Source organism: Mesorhizobium sp. P2_D5, assembly GCF_056404355.1.
In genome coordinates this window covers 1032288-1051453 of record NZ_JBFUEE010000001.1, presented here as the reverse complement: position 1 = coordinate 1051453, position 19166 = coordinate 1032288, and the positions used below count along the sequence as shown (strand labels likewise).

The window sequence follows — 19166 nt, the reverse complement described above, 5'->3', positions numbered from 1 at the left end:
GGCATGAACCGCTTCGCCGAACTTCTCGATCGCCTGGTGCTGACGCCGTCGCGCAACGGCAAGCTGACCTTGCTGACCGACTATTTCCGCAGTGTCGAGGATCCCGACCGTGGCCTGGCGCTGGCGGCCATCACCGGCGATCTCAACATCGCCGCGGTCAAGCCGGCGATGCTGCGCACCCTGGTCACCGAGCGCATGGACCCGGTGCTGTTCGGCTATTCCTACGACTATGTCGGCGACCTTGCCGAAACGGTGTCGCTGGTCTGGCCGCAAACGCCCGGAAACATCCCGAACCGCGAGCCGACGCTCGGCGAAGTCGTCGCCAGGCTGCAGGCGGCAAGCCGCTCCGACGGACCGAAGGTGCTGTCCGGACTGCTCGACAGCGCCGGCATCTCGGCGCGCTTTGCCATCATCAAGCTGGTCACTGGCGGCCTGCGCATCGGCGTGTCGGCGCGGCTGGCCAAACAGGCGCTGGCGGATTTCGGCAAGGTCGATGTCACCGAGATCGAGGAGCTTTGGCATGGGCTGTCGCCGCCTTACACGGCGCTGTTCGCCTGGCTGGAAGGCAAGGCCGAAAAGCCCAGGAATACGGCGATGGCCCTGTTTCGCCCGGTCATGCTGTCGAACCCGGTCGGCGACGGCGATCTCGAAAAGCTCGACCCCGCGGACTATGCGGCCGAATGGAAATGGGACGGCATCCGCGTCCAGGCGGTGGCCGAAGGCGGTATCCGCCGGCTCTATTCGCGCACCGGCGACGATGTCTCCGGCGCCTTTCCGGATCTCGCCGACGCCATGCATTTTTCGGCAACGCTGGACGGTGAACTGCTGGTCGGCGATCCCCGGCTGGCGACTGGCACCTTCTCGGACCTGCAGCAAAGGCTAAACCGCAAGACGGTGACGCCGAAGATGCAGCAGCAATATCCAGCCTTCATGCGCTGCTACGACGTGCTGCAGATCGGCGACGAGGATTTGCGCGCGCTGCCGTTTCGTGAGCGGCGCGGCCGACTGGAAACCTTTGTCGGCACGCTCGACCCGAGCCGTTTCGATCTTTCGCCATTTGTCGACTTCGCCGACTGGCAGGCGCTGGAGGAGCTGCGCCGGGCACCGCCGCATCCGATCATCGAGGGCGTCATGCTGAAGCGCTGGGACTCGCCCTATGTCGCCGGGCGGCCGAAAGGCCCGTGGTTCAAATGGAAGCGCGATCCGCACACGGTGGATGCCGTGCTGATGTATGCCCAACGCGGCCATGGCAAGCGCTCGAGCTTCTATTCGGACTACACGTTCGGCGTCTGGTCCGGCGGCGAAGGCGAAGAGGAACTGGTGCCTGTCGGCAAGGCCTACTTCGGCTTCACCGACGAAGAGTTGAAGCAGATCGACAAATATGTCCGCGACAACACGGTCGAGCGTTTCGGGCCTGTGCGCTCGGTGCGGGCCGACCGCGACAACGGCCTGGTGCTGGAAGTCGCCTTCGAGGGCCTCAACCGCTCGACCCGGCACAAATCCGGCGTCGCCATGCGCTTTCCCCGCATCTCGCGGCTGCGCTGGGACAAGCCGGCCAACGAGGCCGACCGCATCGAGACGCTGCAGGCGCTGCTCGATCGCTAAGTCGCTTGTCCTGCATGGATGCGCTTACGGCTCGACCGAGACCCGGATTTCGTAGATGTCCGCCGCCTTGCCCTGTTTGTCGAAGTCGGAATTGACGGCGATCGTGCCGGCCGAGCCTGGGTGCTTCTTGGGAAACTGCACGTCGAACAGGTATTCGTTCTGCTGCTGGCCGACCGCGTAGCGCTTGCGGCCGCAGTCGCCCAGTTCGCCGAAGTTGCAGTCGACGGAAATCTGCGTCTCCTTGCCTTCTTCGGAGCGTGCAATGATGTCGAACACGGCATGCTTGCCGGCGAGCTGTTCCAGCACGCCTTGCCCGACATCGAAGCTGATCGCCGAACCGGAGGCGCCGGAACGGATGCGCAGGAACGACCCGGTGTCGTCCTTCATCACTTCGGCCTTGGCATCCGACGGGGCGCTGACATGCGACGCGTCGGTTGGCGAAAACACGTTGATCCAGTCGCGCGACTGGTCCGCGGCACCGGGCTTTGCCGGGCCGGTGTCGCCATCGGCCGGTGTGAAGTCGTCGTCGTTGACGGTCGGCGGCGCTTCGGGCGGAGCGGTGTCGAGCTGCGCCTGCGTCTTGAACACGCCGGTCTGCATTGCAAAGAACAGGCCGATGCCGACAGCGGCAAGCAGCGTCACGGTCAGGAAGATGGCGGTCAGCGGCAGTCGACGCCCCCTTATGCGCCGTTCATCGCGATCGGGCGCCACTTCCGTCGCGGCCTCGGCCGAGGCGGGAGCAGACATGTCGATGGCTGGCGCGCCGGGAAGGCCGGCGTCCGGCATGATGTCGGGAACGACTGGCAGCACACGCGAGCGAGGCGCATCGGAGGCGGATTGCACGGGCTCGTCAACGACAACGACGGGTGATGCCGGTTGCCCGGTCTCAACCGCAGGAGCGGGGTCCGCAGCCACCTCGACCGCAGGAGCCGGGTCCCCACCAAGCTCGACCGCCGGCGCATCACCCTGTGGGCCGACATCCGGCACCGCCGGCAGATACTCGGATTCGATTTCGGTGATTTTCGCCTGTATCGCCTTGCGGCGCTTGATGGCGACTTCCACCGTCACGTCGGGATTGGCCTGGAGCGCACGGTCGAGCGCGGCAAAAGCCGATCTATAGACCCTTTCGCGGAACGCGCGGTCCTCGGCGTTGCCTTTCTCGAAGGCATTCCGGATCGCCTTTTCGATTGCGTCCAAGCGGATCCCTCTGCACGTTTGCCCAACCTTGCCATGATCGTTAGCCGCAGGCGACCAATCAATCAACGGGCGAGCGGCGCATTCTGCCTTGTCAGGGTGTGCAAAGTCCATTCCGACGCTGTTCCGGCAACGAAATCAGCGTGTTTCATCAATTTTCACCAGCAGGAGGGTGCGAACCGCGCGAGCCTGACTCGGCGACCGATTGGCGAGCAAACGCGACAGACGGCTTTCGACGGCCACATAGACCCTTGCATGAATTGCCAAGTCGCATCTTGAATTCGCCGCCGGTTGAGTCTATCACCCCCGCATCTTGGAGGCTCTGGCCTCCCGGGCCGCTTTAGCTCAGTTGGTAGAGCACATCATTCGTAATGATGGGGTCAGGTGTTCGAGTCACCTAAGCGGCACCATTCCTTCAAGCAGCAATCAATGGCGCCGTCACTGGGCCGAGCCTCGGCTCCGGCCGTTCGCTGCTTTTGTCGGACAGGTAAGTGAGGATGGAGGCCTCGCCTCGGGATCGAACCGAGGCTTCAGAGATTTGCAGTCTCCAGCGTAGCCGCTCCGCCACGAGGCCATCGCTGTCCAAGTAGCAGCCTAATATTTACGGAAAGGTTAAGGCCGAACCGCCGCTGGAGCAACGGCTTGCGGCGCCGGCGAGGCATATCGGCCATTGTCGAGGCCCCGGTTTGGTGTGAAACTCTAAGCCTCTGAATGGAGGTCGAAAATGCCCAACAATTTCAAGACCGGAGACGTCGTCAGGCTGAAGTCCGGAGGCCCGAAGATGACCATAAGCGACGGCGCGGCCTCGGGCATATTCATGTGCCATTGGTTCAACCGCGAGGGTGACGTGTGGACCCCGCAACATGCCGGCTTCAAGCCCGACCAGTTGGTCGCGGCCGACCAATCGGACTAGGTCCCTGCCGACACGGTTTTGCTTGAACCGGCGCCAAACCTGGCTCCGTTCACGTCCAGCGCTGGGGCGCCGGGTTTGGCACGTCACTGCGGCCGCCGACGGAGCCCTTGCATCCAAGAAATGCGTCAGAAACCGAGCCGCGCGACCGACGGATTTCCGTCGTCGCGGCGTTTAACGGTCGAAGCGTGACCCCGGCTCAAGCCGTGGCCACGCGCCAACCGGAGACGCCAACGCATGATACGCCGTTCGATACTTGCCGCTGCCTTGAGCCTGCTGACCGTAGCGGCTCTCGCCCAGACAGCGACGCAGCCGCCGGCCGCGACGCCGCCGGTTGCCGCACCGGCCACGCCAAAGGCCAGGTCCGACATCACGCTGGCCAAATTCCAGAAGCGGCGCGAAAAGGCGATCATGGCTGCCGACACGGATGGCGACGGCAAGATCAGCCTGCTGGAATGGGAAGCCTTTCAAGCCAAGCGTAACATCAAGGGCGACCCCGTCAAATCCTTCGCGCGTATCGATTCCAACCATGACGGCTTCATCGACCGCGCCGAACTCGATGCCTTCTTCGCCAAGCGCTTTGCCAGGCTGGACAAGAATGCCGACGGCGTCCTGACGGCCGACGAACTGCCGGGCCACAAAACCGCTCCCAAGCAGGAGCAATGACCAAGAGGCAATGACGTGCGATGAACATCGGGAGTGCGCCGGCTGATGAGCGCCGATCCGGACGAGGAGCTGGTTCGCCGCGTCGGCGCCGGCGATCCGGCAGCCGTGCAGACGCTCGTCGCGCGCAAACTGCCCCGCATCCTGGCGCTTGCCGTGCGCATGCTCGGCGATGCTGCGGAGGCCGAGGATGTCGCGCAGGAGACCTTCGTGCGGATCTGGCGCTATGCCTCGGGCTGGCGACGCGGCAATGCGCGCTTCGACAGCTGGATCCACCGGGTGACGCTGAACCTCTGTTACGACCGGCTGCGCCGCAAGCGCGAATGGGTGACCGACGACCTGCCGGAAATGGTCGACCCGGCCGCACTTCCCGATGCCCATCCGCAGGAAGACGCGCAGCGGGTCGAACGAGCGCTGCAAGGCATAGCGCCGCGCCAGCGCGAAGCGATCGTCCTGGTCTATTACCAGGAGATGTCCAACGTCGAGGCGGCAGCGACCCTGGAGATCAGCGTCGACGCCCTGGAGAGCCTGCTTTCGCGCGGCCGGCGGTCGCTGCAGACGATCCTGGCCAGGGATGGCGCCGATGAGTGAGAACCGGGCAAGCGGCACCGATGGGCAAGGGGAAGACCATGGCTGAAGGGTCCAGGAACGAACCGGCAATGGATGCCACGCGCTTTGCGGCCCTGGCAGAGGCCTATGGCAGTGACTTTCGGCGATGGCCGGAGGCTGAACGGGTGGCCGCCGCGATCTTTGCGCCGAGCGAGACTGGCCAGGCCATTTTGGAGCATGCCAGGAGACTTGACGCCCTGCTGGACGGCTACCGCGTCGGCGCGCCCGACAAGGCCCTGCACGGCAGCATCGTGCAGGCCGCCGGCCGGTACCTCGCCCAACGCCGGCGCCAGCGGTTCTGGTGGCTCGGACTGGGGCTTGCCGGCATTGGCCTGGCCGGCGCTGTCGCCGGATTGGCCCTGGTGAGCATCGTCACGCCCGAGGTCCAGCCGGACCACTATGTGCTGGACGCCAATGCGACGGCGTTCGGCGACGCCAGCCCGGACCGCGACGCGATCGAGGAAGACCTATGAGCATGAGCCGAAACCTTGTCACCCTGTCGGTGGTGCTCAACGTCTTCCTGGCCGGGGCGCTTGCCGGCGGGGCCGTCTGGATAAGAAGCGGCAAGTCAGGTCAGGGCTACTCATTGGAGACGGCCGGTGGCCGGCTTCCCGAGCAGGATCGCTCGGTGTTCCGCGAGGCGTTGCGCGACGTTCGCCGCGAATCCCGTCAGGTCATCCTCGACGGCCAGCAAGCCAGGCGCGAGGCGGCAGACCTGCTGCGACAGCCGGTTCTGGACGCGACGGCCCTGTCGGCGGCGCTGGAGCGGGCGCGCAATGCCGACGTCACCGTGCGCATGCGGCTTGAGCAGCGCATCGTCGAGTTCGCGGCGGCAAGTTCCGCCGAGGGCCGCCGCGTGCTGGCGGAAGGGCTCACCAGACGCGCTGGGTCGCAACTGTCGGCGGTGCCAAAAAAATCGCCGTGACGACCGACGGAAAACGCCGACGACGCCGTTTAACAGGAGAAGGGCAGGACCTGCCGGACCATGTGCGTGCAGGTTTTCAACCTCGGACACTTCGGAGTATGGCCATGAATTATTTGACAAAATACGTGCTCACCGCGGCTCTCGCCGTGACCGGAACGGTTGCGACGGCTGCGGCATCCTCGGCGATGCCAATGGCGCCGCTTGCCGCGCCGGCGCTGGTCGAGCATGCCGCCTGGGGCTGCGGCCCGGGCTGGCATCCCAATCCCTGGGGACGCTGCGTGCCCAATCGTGTGGTGGTCTACCCTCGTTACATCTATCGGCATGGTCCGGCCTTCTACGCCTGGCATCGGCACCATGTCTGGCACCGCCGGCATCACTGGTAGGATGCGCGTCGGGGGTCGGCCACTCCGTGCCGGCCTCCTCCCCCTGTTGACTATGCACGAAACGGCTCGAACGAGCCTCATGCGCCAGGCGCTTGAGGCTCAGGCGATGGAGAGCTGACTTGACTGTCCCGGCCTCCAATTCCCTGCCGCCAGATCCGGTACTCGTCGCATTCAACCGCTTCGGCCTTGGTGCAAGGCCCGGCGACCGCGAGACGCTGGCCGGCGATCCGCGCGGCTATCTCAGGGCGGAACTGCGGCAAGCCGACATCGCCATGATCTCGCTTGACGATCCGGCCTATACCGGCTTGCTGGGCAGCACGCCGGCCATCCAGGCCAGCATGGCGGCAAATTTCCAGCTCCAGCGCGAGCGCACGGCCGCCGCGGCAGCGCAGCCAGCGACGGCGAGCGCCCAAGCTGTGCCCGCACAGGCCCTGCCCGCCCAGATCACGCCAGCCCACCCCGCGCTTGCGCCTGCCCCCACCGACAAACCCGTCGTGCCGCAGGTCGAGGCGACGTTGTTCCGGGCGGAAGCACAGGCGCGCTTCGACAAGGCCGTTCGGGCGAAGGCCGGCTTCGTCGAACGGCTCGTCTGTTTCTGGTCGAACCATTTCTGTGTTTCGGTGGCGAAGGACATCCTCATTGAAGCCAGCGCCGGTGCCTTCGAGCGGGAGGCCATCCGCCCTTTCGTGCTCGGCCGCTTTGCCGACATGCTGCTGGCGGTGGAGCATCATCCGGCGATGCTGCTCAATCTCGACAACCAGCAGTCGATCGGGCCAGACTCTCGTGCGGGCAGCAACCGCAAACGCGGGCTCAATGAAAACCTCGCCCGTGAAATCCTGGAACTGCACACGCTCGGCGTCGGCAGCGGCTACAGCCAGGCCGACGTCACCAGTTTCGCACGCATCCTCACAGGCTGGACGATGGCCGGGCGCGACGGGCGGCTGGGCGAGCCCGGCAATTTTGTCTTCAACGCAAACGCACATGAGCCGGGGGATGCAGTGCTGCTCGGCAAGACCTATCCTGCCGGCGGCATGGGACAGGCGGAGGCCGCGCTCAACGATATCGCCCGCCACCCGGCAACGGCCCTGCATATCGCCACCAAGCTGGCCCGCCATTTCATCGCCGACACGCCGCCGCCGTCTGCAATCGCCCGCCTCGCCAAGGTCTTCGCCAAGACCGACGGCAATCTGCGGGCGCTGGCCGCCGCCCTCATCGCCATGCCGGAGGCGTGGTCGACGCCGTTGGCGAAGATGCGTTCGCCCTTCGACTATGTCGTCGCCATCCGAAGGGCGACCGGCCCCGGTCCGGCCAACGATCCCGGCCAGTCGCTCGGCTGGCTCAACGCGCTGGGCGAGCCGCTGTGGCAACCGCCGGGACCGAACGGCTTTCCCGACGGGGCCGACGGCTGGGCATCGGCGGAGGGCATGAAGATCCGCCTCGACATCGCCTGGCAGGCAGCGCGGCAGGCTAGGGATATCGGTAATCCCAACGACATGCTCGATGCGCTGATCGGCCCTGCCGCCTCACCGGAGACGAGGCAAGCGATCGCAAGGGCCGAATCCAAGCAGCAAGGGCTGGCGCTGTTGCTGATGGCTCCCGAATTCCAACGACGATAATTCCAGCGCAGATAGTTCCAGCGAAGATCGCTGCCGTGGAGACGAAATCATGAGCCTGCTGTGCGAAACACCGGATCCCTCCCGCCGCGCGATATTGATGACCGGCGGCGCATTGTTTGCCTGGGCCTACATGCCCAGCTTTGCCCGCGCCGCCGACAATCGCGATCCGCGCCTGATCGTCATCGTGCTGCGCGGCGCGCTGGACGGGCTCTCGGCGGTCGGTCCGGTCGGCGATCCCGACTATGCCGGCCTGCATGGCGACATCGCCCTGTCGCTAAGCGGTCCGCATGCGGCGCTGCCGCTCGACGGCTTCTTCGCGCTCAACCCGGCGATGCCGGTTTTTGCGCGGCTGTATGGGAATAACCAGGCGGCGGTCGTGCATGCGGCCGCGACCGGCTATCGCGAGCGCTCGCATTTCGATGGCCAGGATGTGCTGGAAAGCGGCTTTGCCGGTCCCGGACATGTCACGACCGGCTGGCTCAATCGGGCGCTGGAAAGCCTGCCAGCGGGCGACCGCGTGGCAACGCTTGGCGGTCTGGCCGTCGGGCCGTCGACACCACTGGTGATCCGTGGGGCGGCGCCGGTGCTTGGCTGGGCGCCGCTATCGCTGCCGACGCCCGGCGACGGGCTCGCGTCGCGCGTTCTCGATCTCTACCAGCACCGCGACCCGGTTCTCGCAGTGGCGCTGCAAAAGGGGCTCGACGCCGACCGGATGGCCGGGGACGACAAGATGGGCAAGACAATGAAGCCGAAGGGCGGCCTCGACAGCGCGGCGGGGATGCGGCAGGCGGCACAAGGCGCCGCCAGGCTGATCGTGGCCGATGACGGGCCGCGCGTTGCAGCCCTGGCTTTCGATGGCTGGGACACGCATGTCAATGAAGGCGGTGCGACCGGCCGGCTCGCCACCTTGCTCGGTGGCCTCGACGGCGTCTTCGAGGAATTCGAGAAAGGCTTGGGTGAGCGCTGGAAGGATACGGCGATCGTCACCATCACCGAATTTGGGCGCACGGCGCAGGTCAACGGCACCGTCGGCACCGATCACGGCACCGGCACCGTGGTGCTGCTGGCCGGCGGCGCGATCAAGGGCGGCCGCGTCATCGCCGACTGGCCGGGGTTGAGGCCGGCTCAGCTTTACGAACAACGCGATCTCGCGCCGACCAGTGATGTCAGGGGAGTGCTGAAAGGGTTGCTTGCCGATCAGTTCGGCCTTTCCGCCGCGGTCCTCGGCGACAAGGTGTTTCCCGATTCCGCCGCGGTGAAGCCGATGCGAGGGCTCGTCGCCTGAAGTAGCCTTGCTTCAGAGCGACGCCACGGTCTTCAGCGCGCCGTCGAGCATGTCGCCCTTCTCGTCCTTCAACGCTGCCTCGCGCAGGCGGCGGATCCAGTCGGCGGCGTCCGGGCGACCCTTGACCAGATCGAGCGCCGACAGCACCCGGTCGAATTTCGACTGGGCGCGGACGTGGGTATCGCTGTAGCCCTTGATCAGCCGGCGGCAGTTGAGGATTTCGACGGCCAGCGCGTAGTCCACCGGCACGTAGCCGAGTGCCAGCGCGTACCAGAGTTCGAGATGCCTGATCTCCACCTGGTGACGCAGCAGGCGGCGGCGCCAGCGGCGCAGGCCACCGATGAACCACAGCGCGGCAAAGCCGGCGAAACTGTCGGTGCGGATGCGGCGGCCATGGTTGATGCGGCGGTCGAGAAAGGCGGCGAGCTTAGGCCGGTTCTCGATGTAGCTGCCTAAGTTTGCCGGCAAAGTACCGCAGAACTCCTCGATGCGCGGATGGAAATATTCGGTCACCTGCAGGATCGAACCGTCCTTGACGCCGACCTCGCGGCGCACCCGCCGGTCGCGCGTCGAGCGCGTCTTGAGATCGGCGACACGGATCATGTCGTCGTAGCACATGGCGTTGGCCAGATGCTTCGCGGCAGCGACCGACAAGTCATATCCGCGATCCGGCCCGTCCAGCGCGATGGCCCTGTCCAGCCGGTCGAGATATTCGCGCCCGTAAGCGATGTCCTGATAGTCGACGACCTTTCTCAGGCCCCTGAGCGCCATGTCGCGCACCGCCACGGGCATCACATCGATGCGGGCGGCCAAGGCCTGCCAGCCTTGCAGCAGGCCTTGCGGCCCACTCACCTGCCCTGCGCTCAGGGCAGATCCGACAATCGCTGGCTCTGCCATCTTTGGCGCCGGGGCCGCCGTGCCGCGCGCGCGATCAAACGCGACACCGAAGGCGGCAAGGCTGGCCTTCGCACCGCGGCCGCCGGCACCGATCGCCTGCTCGTAGCTTTCGCGCGTGAATGGCAGCGCGTCGGACCCGGCCAGCGCGCCAAGCAGGCTGGCGGAGATCATCGAGCCTTTGTCGGCGGCGATCTTCTCCATGTCGAAAGCGATGAAGCGCTTCGAAGCGGCTTCCGCCGTCGCATGCACTTTCGAGGAGGACGCCCGGCCGTCGCCAGGCTCGATCTTTTCCGACACGGCGGCGATGCGGTGCGACGAGGCGATCAGCGTCGTGCGCTCGGGCGTGACGAAGCCGCGGATGATGGCGCGGCCGGCCTCCATCAGCTCCGCCGCGATCAGGATGTCGACGTCGCCTTGCGAGGGCGACAGCGCGAAGACCGGCAGCCGGCCGGTGTCGCGGGCCATCTCGACATAGTAGATGGTGGCGCCGGTGCGCTGGGCGACGCCGGCGACCGAGGTCGATTGCGCGATGTAGCCATTGCGCTCGGCAACGTCGGTGATCCAGTCGGCCAGCACGCCGCCACCCTGGCCGCCGACCGCCAGCACGGCGAGCTTGATGACGCGCTCGTCGTCGTGAGCGCCGGCTCGGGGGCGAAATGGCGGGACAGCGTCAAGCATCGGCGAAGGTCAGGCGCCGGCTTTCGCGGCGGCGCTGCAACAGGCTGATGGTGGCGCGGCGGGCGGCTTCGAGGAAGCGGTCCCAGCGGCCCGGATTGTGCACGACGTCGGCGCGGTAGAAGGAGGGGCACAGCACCGCCGCATCGGCGACCTCGCCACAATTGCCGCAGCCGACGCAGCTCTGGTCGATATGCGCCACCGGGTCGTCGCGCAGCGGATCGTCGAGCGACTTGACCGACAGCGAGGGGCAACCGGACAGCCGCATGCAGGCATGGTCGCCGGTGCAGATGTCCTCGTCGACGCCGAACTTCGGCTTCACCACGCGCTCGCCACCCTTGATCGCCTTGTCGACAAGGGGCTTTTCGCGGCGCTGCCGGTTGAGCATGCATTCGGATGAGGCGACGATGACCTTCGGTCCCTTCTCGTCGGTGGTCAGCGCCTCGCGCAGCGTGTCCTGCATTTTGGTGACGTCATAGGTGCGGTCGATGTGGCGCAACCATTTGACACCCATGCCTTTCACCGCCTCGGTGATCGGATGCTTGGTCGACTTGGTCTTGTTGCCCGCGCGTGACGACAGAATATCCTGCCCTCCAGTGGCGGCCGAGTAGAAATTGTCGACGATGACGATGACACCGTCATTCTTGTTGAACACCGCATTGCCGATCGAGGAGGTCAGGCCGTTGTGCCAGAAGCCGCCGTCGCCGACGAAGGAGATCGAGCGGCGCTTGGCGTCGGGCGAATTGAAGGCCGAGGCCGAGGCCGGCCCCAGCCCATAGCCCATGGTGGTGGCGCCGAGCTCGAATGGCGGCATGATTGAGAACAGGTGGCAGCCGATGTCGGAAGCGATGTGGTGCTTGCCGAGTTCCTGCTCGACCAGCTTGGTGGCGGCAAAGATCGGTCGTTCCGGGCAGCCGATGCAGAAGCCCGGCGGACGACCCGGTACGACGTTGATCAGGTCGGCGGTATCGACGCCGTCGCCGACCTTGTTGGGCGCGCGCACCTCGCCCGGCAACAGATGCGGCGCCTCGGCACGCAGGAAGGCGCCGATGCCGTCAAGCATGACCTGGCCGGTGTATTCTCCGGCCATCGGCAGATGCTCCTTGCCGACCAGCCTGGTACCGCGCCCGGCCTTGTGCAACATCGCCGCAAAGGCCTGCTCGATGTAGTTGGGCTGGCCTTCCTCGACGACCAGCACGGACTGCTTGCCCTCGCAGAAGGACAGGAACTCGTCGTCGATCAGCGGATAGACGGCATTGAGCACGTAGAGCGGCACATCGGTATCGCCATAGGTGTCGGCGAGGCCGAGACGCTGCAGCGCGCGGATGACCGAATTGTACATGCCGCCCTGCATGACGATGCCGACCGAGCCGTGGTCCGAGCCGAACATCTCGTTGATCTTGTTCTTGCGGATGAAATCCACCGCCGCCGGCCAGCGCTTCTGCACCTTCTCCTTCTCGTGCAGGAAGGAGGCGGGCGGCAGCACGATGCGGCCGGTGTCGCGGCGTGGCGCGTCGAGCGCATCGGCCACCGTCATCGGCGGTCGCTTGTTGTCCTTGGCGATGAAATGGCCGTGCACGTGGCAGCAGCGGATGCGGACCTGCAGCATGACCGGCGTGTTGGAAATCTCCGACAACTCGAAACCGTCCTCCACCGCCTTGACGATCGACGGCAAATTGGGGCGCGGGTCGAGCAGCCAGACCTGGCTCTTCATGGCGAAGGCATGGCTGCGCTCCTGCATGATCGAGGAGCCCTCGCCGTAGTCCTCGCCGACAATGATCAGCGCACCGCCGGTGACGCCGCCGGACGCCAGATTGGCGAGCGCATCGGAGGCGACATTGGTGCCGACGGTCGACTTGAAGGTCGCCGCCCCGCGGATCGGGTAATGCACCGATGCGGCCAGCATGGCGGTGGCGGTGGCTTCCGAAGCGCTAGCTTCGAAATGCACGCCGAGCTCGCCCAGAATGTCCTGCGCGTCGGCCAGCACGTCCATAAGATGGCTGATCGGCGCGCCCTGATAGCCGCCGACATAGCCGACGCCGCATTGCAGCAGCGCCTTGGTGATGGCGAGAATGCCTTCGCCGGCAAATTCCTCGCCGGCGCCGAGCCGCAGCTTTTCGACTTCCTTGGCAAAAGACCGTTCGGCCATTTCTTTCTCCCTTCCGTTACCGCCGGCGTCGGCGGCGCGTAGGTCTAGATGTCGTGCTTGCGAATGTTTTTGAGCATCTTCAAAAGTGTGGTGATGAGCGCTGAATATTCGGCGTCGTCGATATCGTCGAACATCGCCTCGAACGCGTCATGCATGGCCGGCCAGGCGCGGGTGAACTCGGCGCGGCCATCGTCGGTCAGGAAGACATGGCGGATGCGGCTGTCGGTGACCCCTTGCTCGCGCCGCACCAGGCCCTGGCCCTCCAGAGTGTCGAGCGTCCGGCTCAAGGTCGACTGCTCGATCACCGTATAGACCGAGAGGTCGTTGACGGTGATGCCGTCGGTGACCGACAGCACGGCCAGCGTGCGGACCTGCGGAATGGTCAGCCCCTGTTTGCGGAAATCGTCGCGCAAAGTGGCGTTGTAACGGCCCATGATGCGGTTCATCAAATAGGGCGCGAATTGCTGCAGGCCGATCTGCCCCAAGGTGGAAATGCGCTGGCGCTTTTCCGCGACCTTCTGTTCCATCATAGCCTCCCCGCCAGGAGAAAGCCGGAGCCGCCGCCGAGGCCGGCACCCGGATGGGTCGAGGCGCCGATATGGTGGAGGCCCTTGATGCCGGTCTGATGGTTGCGGCTGGTCTTGAACGGCCGCCACAGGAACGACTGGTCGATGGTCGACGAGCCGCCATAGGGATCGCCGCCAACCAGATTAATGTTCATTGTTTCGAGATCGGCTGGCGAATAGGCGCGGCGCGCGATGACGCTGTCCTTGAAGCCCTCGATATGGCTGGCGAGGATGGCCTCGACGCGGTCGGCATAGGCTTCGCGCAGCGTCTCGGTCCATTGGCCATCGGCCGGTGTACCCAGCTTGCCGGCGGCGTCGCCCTTGATGTGCCGCGGTGCCTCGGGCAGTTGCAGCCACAGGATCGCCTTCCCCGGTGGGCAGCGTGAGGGATCGAGCGCATGCGGCTGGCCGACGCAGATGGTCGGAACCTCCGGCAGCATGCCGCGCGCCGCCTCGTTGCAGGCTTTCGACACGCCATCCAGTCCCGGCGTCAGGTGCAGCAATGCGACCTTGTCCAGGCCTTCGCCGCGCCATGCCGGCGGCTTGTCCAGGGCGTAGTGGATCTGGAAATTGCCTTTGCCGTAGCGGTACTTCCGCGTCGCCTCGGCATCGTCCTTTGGGGCATCGGTGCCGAGCAGCCGGCCATAGAGTTGCGTCGGCGTGACCGAGCAGATGACGCTCTTCTTCGCATTGACCGTTTCGCCCGAGGCCAGCCGCACGCCGGTGGCGCGACCTCCAGTCAGGATGATGGAGGTAACGTCCGCTTCGGTGGAGATGACACCACCGCGCTCGGTGATGAGCGCCTCGAAGGCTGACAGCAGGTTCTTCGCGCCGCCCTTGACGATCGGCGCGCCGGCCGCCTCCAGCGCAAAGGCGATGACCTTGGCGATCTGGCCGGAGAAAGCATCTTCCGGTCCGAGCCCGGCATGCAGCACCCAGGGTGCCCACAGCGCGCGGATGGTTTCCGACTGGTAGGTGCTTTCGAGCCAGTTGCGCGCCGGCACCAGCGCTTCGCCGAGAAAGGCGGCAAGGCCACGCGGCCCGCGCCGCCAGCCGTCGCCAGCCAAAAGCTTCGCCGTTGGGTAGGACCACAGGCTGCCGCCGAGCAGGCCGAACAGCAGGCCGGCATTGCGTTCGATGCCACCGACATCGTCTGCATGCCGGTCGCCATCGCCCGCGGCGATGGCATTGAGCGCCGCGATGTTGGCGGCGCGGTCGGTGCTGAGCACGGCACGGCTGCCGTCCGGTCGCAGCACGCCGGTCGGCGTGCCGGTGTGGCAGAACTCCAGCCCGTGCCGGGCGAGGTCGGCGCCCAGCGCCGCAAAGGCCGGTGAGGTGATGAACAGCACGAAGGTCGTCGCCATCACATCATGGATGAAGCCGGGCGCGGTGATCTCCTCGGTGCGCATGCAGCCGCCAATGCGGTCGTTGCGCTCGAGGACGAGCACCTTCGCGCCCTTGCCGCCAAGCATCGCCGCGCAGACCAGCGCGTTGATGCCGCTGCCTACGATGATGTGATCCGGCTGGCTCACGTCAAAACGCTTTCGCTTAGCCCTTCGGAACAAGCGCCAGCGCGCGGATCGGGCTGCCGGTGCCATGTTCGATCTTGAGCGGCGCCGCGATCAGGATCGCACCCTTCGGCGGCAACTGGTCGAGGTTGCAGAGGCTGGCAAGCCCATAACGGTTGGCCTTGTGTATCAGCGTATGCGCCGGGAATGGTGGCTCCATGCCACCGGCCTTGCCGGCGTCGGTGCCGATCGTCTCGCTGCCCCAGCCCTTGATGTCCTTGCTGATCAGGAACTGGATGGTTTCCGCCGTCGGACCCGGCGTATGCGGGCCGGTCTCGTTGGCGTTGAGGAACTCGGCTTCGGAGCCATTGCGCTTGTACCAGTCGGTGCGCATCACCACCCATTCGCCGGCATTGATCGCGCCATGCTTGGCTTCCCATGCCTTGACGTGGTCGACAGTGAGCAGGAAATCGTGGTCGGCGGCGGCTTCCTTCGAGCAGTCGATGACATTGACCGGGCCGACGAAGTTCTGTGCCGGAATGGTGTCGGTGGCGCCGTCTGGATAATCCTTGCCGGTGATCCAATGCTGCGGCGCATCGAAATGCGTGCCCGAATGTTCGCCGAGCTTCAGCCAGTTCCACGCCCACCACGGGCCGTTCTTGTCATAGCGGGAGATGTTATGGATTTCGACCTTCGGTGTGTCGACGGCGAGTTCCGGCGGCAGCTTGATCAACGGCGTATCGGGCCCGAGCGGCGCCGACAGGTCGACCACCTTGATGGCGCCTGAAAGAAGCTGGCCGGCGACTTCGCCGAGGAGTTTTTGGGTGTCCATGGTCTCTGTTCCCTCTTTCGTGATGATGATCAAGGCTCGTCTCGGCCCTTAATATCCTACTAGACGAAAACATATGCATCTGCAATTATCTTTAAGCATAAAGGAAATGGGAACGGGGCGTGAGCGAGTTCGACGCCATCTTTGTCGGAGCCGGCCACAACAGTCTGGCATGCGCCGCGCATTTGGCGGTCAAAGGCTGGAAAACCGGGATTTTCGAGCGCAGTGCAACAATCGGCGGCGCCGTCCAGACCCGCGAATTCACCTTTCCCGGCTTCCGCCACGATTTCGGCGCGATGAATTTGAGCTTGTTTGCCGGCTCGGCCTTCCATCGAAAATATGCAAATGAATTGAACCGCCAAGGACTGGAGTTCGCGCCGGTCGCCGACTGTTTCGCCAGCGCCTTCCCTGACGGACGCTGGTTCGGCGTCAGTAACGACCTGGAAAAGACCGCGTCGTGCATGGCCGCCTTTTCAGCCGCGGATGCTGCAACATGGCGCAGGCTGGTCGCCGCCTTCCCGGCGGAGGCCGAGCATCTGTTCCGGCTGCTGGGATCGCCGATGAGCGCCCGCGCGCTTGCCGGCACGGCATGGAACCTGTGGCGCAAGAAGGGCATGTCCGGTGCGCTCGATACCGGCCGGCTGTTGCTGTCTTCACCTCGCGCGTGGCTGGAGGAAAATTTCGAGTCGCCTTATGTGCGGGCGACGCTCGCCACCTGGGGCATGCATCTCGACTTCGCGCCCGACATCGCCGGCGGTGCGGTGTTCCCCTATCTGGAATCGATGGCCAACCAGAGTTTCGGCATGGTGCTGGGCAAGGGCGGGGCAGATACCATCATCCGGGCATTGTCCGGCATGGTCACGTCTACCGGCGGCACAATCGTCACCGGTGCCGAGGTGGCGGAGATCACGGTTTCCGCGGGCAAGGCGACCGGCGTGCGGCTCGCGTCCGGCGAGACGCATACCGCGACCAAGGCAGTCATCGCCGGCGTGGCGCCAAGCGCGCTGACCGGCAAGCTGCTGCCCAACGGTTCGGGTGACGCCGGCTTCGACACGGCGATGAAAGAGTTTCGCCACGCACCCGGCACGATGATGATCCATCTGGCGCTCGACGACCTGCCGGACTGGCGCGCCGGCGCCGAGTTGCGGCAGTTTGCCTATGTGCATCTGTCTCCCTCGCTCGACGCCATGTCGCGCACCTATCAGCAGGCGATGGCAGGCATGCTGCCGGACGAACCTGTGCTGGTCGTCGGCCAGCCGACGGCGATCGACCCGACACGAGCGCCCGCGGGCAAACACGTGCTGTGGGTGCAGGTGCGCATGCTGCCCGCCGAAATCCTGGGAGATGCGGCCGGCAAGATCGCACCCGCGCATTGGGACAAGGTCAAGGACAACTACGCCGAGCGCGTTCTCGACATCATCGAGAGCTACGCGCCCGGCCTGCGCAACAAGATCCTTGGCCGGGCGGTGTTTTCACCCATCGACCTGGAGCGCGAGAACCCGAACCTCGTCGGCGGCGACCAGGTCTGCGGCAGCCACCATCTGGCGCAGAATTTCCTGTTCCGTCCGGCGCGCGGTTTTGCGGGCTGGAACACGCCAGTGGCGCATCTGCATCTCACGGGGGCCGCGACATGGCCAGGCGCAGGTACCGGTGCCGCCTCAGGCTACATGCTCGCGCAACAACTTGGCGGGAGGTAGGAGCCTAGGATTTTCTGGGTGAAGAAGGGCAAGGCGCTGCTGCCCAAGGAGCCTGAAACGATGAACTGAGATCGCCGCGCAAAGACAATAAACCAACAAGGGGAACGACCATGACAATCAACAGACGCGAATTGCTCGGATACAGTACCGCGGCACTCGGGGCGGCCGCTATCGGCCTGCCGCAGATCGCTAAGGCCGCTGCCGGCGACCTGACCATCGCCTATAACGTCAACCTGCCGTCCTGGGATCCGACGACCGGACCTTCGGCCGTCAACCCGACGATCCAGGGCCTCTACCAGTCGGTGTTCGACCAGTACATCCCGCAAAAGCCGGACCTTTCCTTTGCGCCGGGCCTGCTCACCGAATGGGGCTGGAACGACGACCGCACGAAGATCATGATGACGGTGCGCGAAGGCGTGACCTGGCATGACGGCTCGCCGTTCACGGCCGAGGACGTGGTCTGGTCGCTGCAGCGGGCGGGTGACGAAAAGACCGGCAACCCGATCCAGTTCGTCTGGAAGAACGTCAACAATTTCAAGATCGACGGCAACAAGATCACCGGCGATGTCGTGCAGTTCGACCCGGTGTATTTCAAATGGATGTCGTTCCTGACCGGCTACATCATGCCCAAGGCCTATTACGAGAAAGTGGGTGCGGAAGGTTTCGAGAAGGCGCCGATCGGCACCGGCCCCTACATGGTGGAAAAATTCGAGCGCAACGCCTTCCTGCGGCTGAAAGCCAATCCGAACTACTGGGGCGGCAAGCCGGCCTTCGAGAATGTGACGATCAAGTTCGTTGCCGATGCGGCAAGCCGGGTCGCCGAAGTCGAGTCCGGCTCCTCGCAGGTGACGCTCGAAATCCCTTATGAGGAATACGACCGGCTGATCGCCAAGGACGGGCTTGCCGGCTCGTGCAAGAACGTCTCCGACATCGGCATGATCTTCTTCAACGACATCGAAGCGATGCTGGACAAGAACGTCCGCCAGGCAGCTGTGATGTCGATCGACAAGAAGCTGCTGGTCGACCGCCTGCTGCGCGGCTACGGCCAGCCGATCGACACGCTGGAGACGCCGGAATACACGGCTTACGATGCGTCGATCAAGGTCGAGCACAATCCGGAAAAGGCCAAGGAACTGCTCGCTGCTTCCGGCTATTCGCCGGAAAAGCCGGTCAAGTTCACGATACAGACAACCAAGGGCTTCAAGCCCAAGGACTATGAGATGATCCAGGCGATCGTCGGCATGTGGCGCAAGGTCGGCATCGAGGCGACGATCGAGGTCTACGAGATCGCCAAGCACTACGAGCTGCGCGCCGCCGACAAGCTGGCGCCGGCCGCCTTCTACAATTGGGGCAATGCCATCGGCGATCCGACCACCTCGACCGGTTTTGCCATGTATGGCCCGAGCCCGCATTCGGTGTGGGACAGCCAGGACCTGATCGACATGATCAACCCGCTATGGGGCGAGAAGGACGAGGCCAAGCGTATTGCTGGCTGGAAGGCGGTCGACAAATACATCGCCGAGCAGGCCTATGTGCTGCCGCTGATGCAGTATGCGCAGCCGATCGTGCATGCCAAGGGCGTCAATGTCGTGCAGCACGTGTCCGGCGCGTTGCTGCCTGCCCTGATGACCCCAGCCTGATATCGGCCTGGGATT

Annotated in this window: 17 protein-coding genes and 2 tRNA genes; 12 read left to right on the top strand and 7 right to left on the bottom strand. The window is 65.1% G+C overall.

Translation table 11 applies throughout. The features are described 5' to 3' along the window. Positions 1 to 3: 3 nt before the first annotated feature. Positions 4 to 1605, top strand: coding sequence for a cisplatin damage response ATP-dependent DNA ligase (locus tag AC1DYW_RS05020; protein ID WP_477225304.1), 1602 nt, complete (start codon positions 4 to 6; stop codon positions 1603 to 1605). A gap of 24 nt (positions 1606 to 1629) precedes the next feature. Here AC1DYW_RS05020 and AC1DYW_RS05015 read toward each other — a convergent pair whose 3' ends face one another. Beyond that, complete coding sequence (locus AC1DYW_RS05015; protein ID WP_477225303.1) at positions 1630 to 2802, bottom strand: hypothetical protein; 1173 nt, start codon at positions 2800 to 2802, stop codon at positions 1630 to 1632. A 331-nt stretch (positions 2803 to 3133) separates the two neighbouring features. Between AC1DYW_RS05015 and AC1DYW_RS05010 the strand changes: the two genes are divergently transcribed. Beyond that, positions 3134 to 3209, top strand: a tRNA-Thr gene (locus AC1DYW_RS05010). Positions 3210 to 3297: 88 nt separating this feature from the next. Here the strand turns inward: AC1DYW_RS05010 and AC1DYW_RS05005 are convergent. Continuing rightward, positions 3298 to 3373 (bottom strand) — tRNA-Cys (locus AC1DYW_RS05005). A gap of 150 nt (positions 3374 to 3523) precedes the next feature. On the opposite strand from AC1DYW_RS05005, the gene AC1DYW_RS05000 reads away from it, so the two are divergent. The 8 genes from AC1DYW_RS05000 (at position 3524) to AC1DYW_RS04965 (ending at position 9190) form a co-directional block, all read left to right on the top strand. After that, the gene (locus AC1DYW_RS05000; RefSeq protein WP_095082538.1) at positions 3524 to 3712 is read left to right on the top strand and encodes a YodC family protein; all 189 of its coding nucleotides are present in this window, start codon (positions 3524 to 3526) and stop codon (positions 3710 to 3712) included. A 234-nt stretch (positions 3713 to 3946) separates the two neighbouring features. Continuing rightward, positions 3947 to 4375, top strand: coding sequence for an EF-hand domain-containing protein (locus tag AC1DYW_RS04995; protein WP_477225302.1), 429 nt, complete (start codon positions 3947 to 3949; stop codon positions 4373 to 4375). Positions 4376 to 4420: 45 nt separating this feature from the next. Next, positions 4421 to 4963, top strand: a complete 543-nt coding sequence (locus AC1DYW_RS04990) for an RNA polymerase sigma factor (RefSeq protein WP_477225301.1) — start codon at positions 4421 to 4423, stop codon at positions 4961 to 4963. Between the two features lie 68 nt (positions 4964 to 5031). Continuing rightward, complete coding sequence (locus AC1DYW_RS04985) at positions 5032 to 5454, top strand: hypothetical protein (RefSeq protein ID WP_477225300.1); 423 nt, start codon at positions 5032 to 5034, stop codon at positions 5452 to 5454. Continuing rightward, on the top strand, positions 5451 to 5906 hold the full coding sequence (locus AC1DYW_RS04980; protein WP_095082544.1) for a periplasmic heavy metal sensor: 456 nt from the start codon (positions 5451 to 5453) through the stop codon (positions 5904 to 5906). Before AC1DYW_RS04985 ends, AC1DYW_RS04980 begins: the two co-directional genes overlap by 4 nt. A 104-nt stretch (positions 5907 to 6010) precedes the next feature. Then, positions 6011 to 6289, top strand: a complete 279-nt coding sequence (locus tag AC1DYW_RS04975) for a GCG_CRPN prefix-to-repeats domain-containing protein (protein ID WP_095084283.1) — start codon at positions 6011 to 6013, stop codon at positions 6287 to 6289. A gap of 119 nt (positions 6290 to 6408) precedes the next feature. Next, on the top strand, positions 6409 to 7905 hold the full coding sequence (locus AC1DYW_RS04970) for a DUF1800 domain-containing protein (protein ID WP_477225299.1): 1497 nt from the start codon (positions 6409 to 6411) through the stop codon (positions 7903 to 7905). 49 nt (positions 7906 to 7954) lie between these two features. Next, positions 7955 to 9190 (top strand): DUF1501 domain-containing protein, encoded by a 1236-nt coding sequence (locus AC1DYW_RS04965; RefSeq protein WP_477225298.1) that lies wholly within the window; start codon positions 7955 to 7957, stop codon positions 9188 to 9190. 12 nt (positions 9191 to 9202) lie between these two features. Here the strand turns inward: AC1DYW_RS04965 and AC1DYW_RS04960 are convergent, their stop codons facing one another. From AC1DYW_RS04960 to AC1DYW_RS04940, 5 genes are read right to left on the bottom strand one after another with little or no spacing between them, the layout of a single operon-like run. Continuing rightward, complete coding sequence (locus AC1DYW_RS04960) at positions 9203 to 10765, bottom strand: indolepyruvate oxidoreductase subunit beta family protein (RefSeq protein ID WP_477225297.1); 1563 nt, start codon at positions 10763 to 10765, stop codon at positions 9203 to 9205. Further along, positions 10758 to 12911, bottom strand: a complete 2154-nt coding sequence (locus tag AC1DYW_RS04955; RefSeq protein WP_477225296.1) for a thiamine pyrophosphate-dependent enzyme — start codon at positions 12909 to 12911, stop codon at positions 10758 to 10760. Before AC1DYW_RS04955 ends, AC1DYW_RS04960 begins: the two co-directional genes overlap by 8 nt. Positions 12912 to 12955: 44 nt before the next feature. Then, on the bottom strand, positions 12956 to 13438 hold the full coding sequence (locus AC1DYW_RS04950) for a MarR family winged helix-turn-helix transcriptional regulator (protein ID WP_457150597.1): 483 nt from the start codon (positions 13436 to 13438) through the stop codon (positions 12956 to 12958). Next, entirely contained in the window at positions 13438 to 15009 is a 1572-nt protein-coding gene (locus AC1DYW_RS04945; protein ID WP_457150598.1) for a phytoene desaturase family protein, read from the bottom strand. The genes AC1DYW_RS04950 and AC1DYW_RS04945 overlap by 1 nt, the downstream gene beginning before the upstream one ends. 16 nt (positions 15010 to 15025) lie before the next feature. Beyond that, entirely contained in the window at positions 15026 to 15817 is a 792-nt protein-coding gene (locus AC1DYW_RS04940) for a cyclase family protein (protein WP_457150599.1), read from the bottom strand. Between the two features lie 119 nt (positions 15818 to 15936). Here AC1DYW_RS04940 and AC1DYW_RS04935 point away from each other — a divergent pair, with 119 nt between their 5' ends. Together AC1DYW_RS04935 and AC1DYW_RS04930 are read left to right on the top strand one after the other, a co-directional pair. Further along, positions 15937 to 17511 (top strand): phytoene desaturase family protein, encoded by a 1575-nt coding sequence (locus AC1DYW_RS04935; RefSeq protein WP_477225295.1) that lies wholly within the window; start codon positions 15937 to 15939, stop codon positions 17509 to 17511. Positions 17512 to 17621: 110 nt separating this feature from the next. Next, positions 17622 to 19151 (top strand): ABC transporter substrate-binding protein, encoded by a 1530-nt coding sequence (locus tag AC1DYW_RS04930; RefSeq protein ID WP_477225294.1) that lies wholly within the window; start codon positions 17622 to 17624, stop codon positions 19149 to 19151. Positions 19152 to 19166: the final 15 nt, after the last annotated feature.

Excerpts from the sequence above, each read along its gene's own strand:
- AC1DYW_RS04965 (WP_477225298.1), top strand. The coding sequence starts at position 7,955 with ATGAGCCTGCTGTGCGAAACACCGGATCCCTCCCGCCGCGCGATATTG.
- AC1DYW_RS04955 (WP_477225296.1), bottom strand. The coding sequence starts at position 12,911 with ATGGCCGAACGGTCTTTTGCCAAGGAAGTCGAAAAGCTGCGGCTCGGC.
- AC1DYW_RS05020 (WP_477225304.1), top strand. The coding sequence starts at position 4 with ATGAACCGCTTCGCCGAACTTCTCGATCGCCTGGTGCTGACGCCGTCG.
- AC1DYW_RS04975 (WP_095084283.1), top strand. The coding sequence starts at position 6,011 with ATGAATTATTTGACAAAATACGTGCTCACCGCGGCTCTCGCCGTGACC.
- AC1DYW_RS04995 (WP_477225302.1), top strand. The coding sequence starts at position 3,947 with ATGATACGCCGTTCGATACTTGCCGCTGCCTTGAGCCTGCTGACCGTA.
- AC1DYW_RS04930 (WP_477225294.1), top strand. The coding sequence starts at position 17,622 with ATGACAATCAACAGACGCGAATTGCTCGGATACAGTACCGCGGCACTC.
- AC1DYW_RS04990 (WP_477225301.1), top strand. The coding sequence starts at position 4,421 with ATGAGCGCCGATCCGGACGAGGAGCTGGTTCGCCGCGTCGGCGCCGGC.
- AC1DYW_RS04985 (WP_477225300.1), top strand. The coding sequence starts at position 5,032 with ATGGATGCCACGCGCTTTGCGGCCCTGGCAGAGGCCTATGGCAGTGAC.
- AC1DYW_RS04960 (WP_477225297.1), bottom strand. The coding sequence starts at position 10,765 with ATGCTTGACGCTGTCCCGCCATTTCGCCCCCGAGCCGGCGCTCACGAC.
- AC1DYW_RS04980 (WP_095082544.1), top strand. The coding sequence starts at position 5,451 with ATGAGCATGAGCCGAAACCTTGTCACCCTGTCGGTGGTGCTCAACGTC.
- AC1DYW_RS04950 (WP_457150597.1), bottom strand. The coding sequence starts at position 13,438 with ATGGAACAGAAGGTCGCGGAAAAGCGCCAGCGCATTTCCACCTTGGGG.
- AC1DYW_RS04940 (WP_457150599.1), bottom strand. The coding sequence starts at position 15,817 with ATGGACACCCAAAAACTCCTCGGCGAAGTCGCCGGCCAGCTTCTTTCA.
- AC1DYW_RS05000 (WP_095082538.1), top strand. The coding sequence starts at position 3,524 with ATGCCCAACAATTTCAAGACCGGAGACGTCGTCAGGCTGAAGTCCGGA.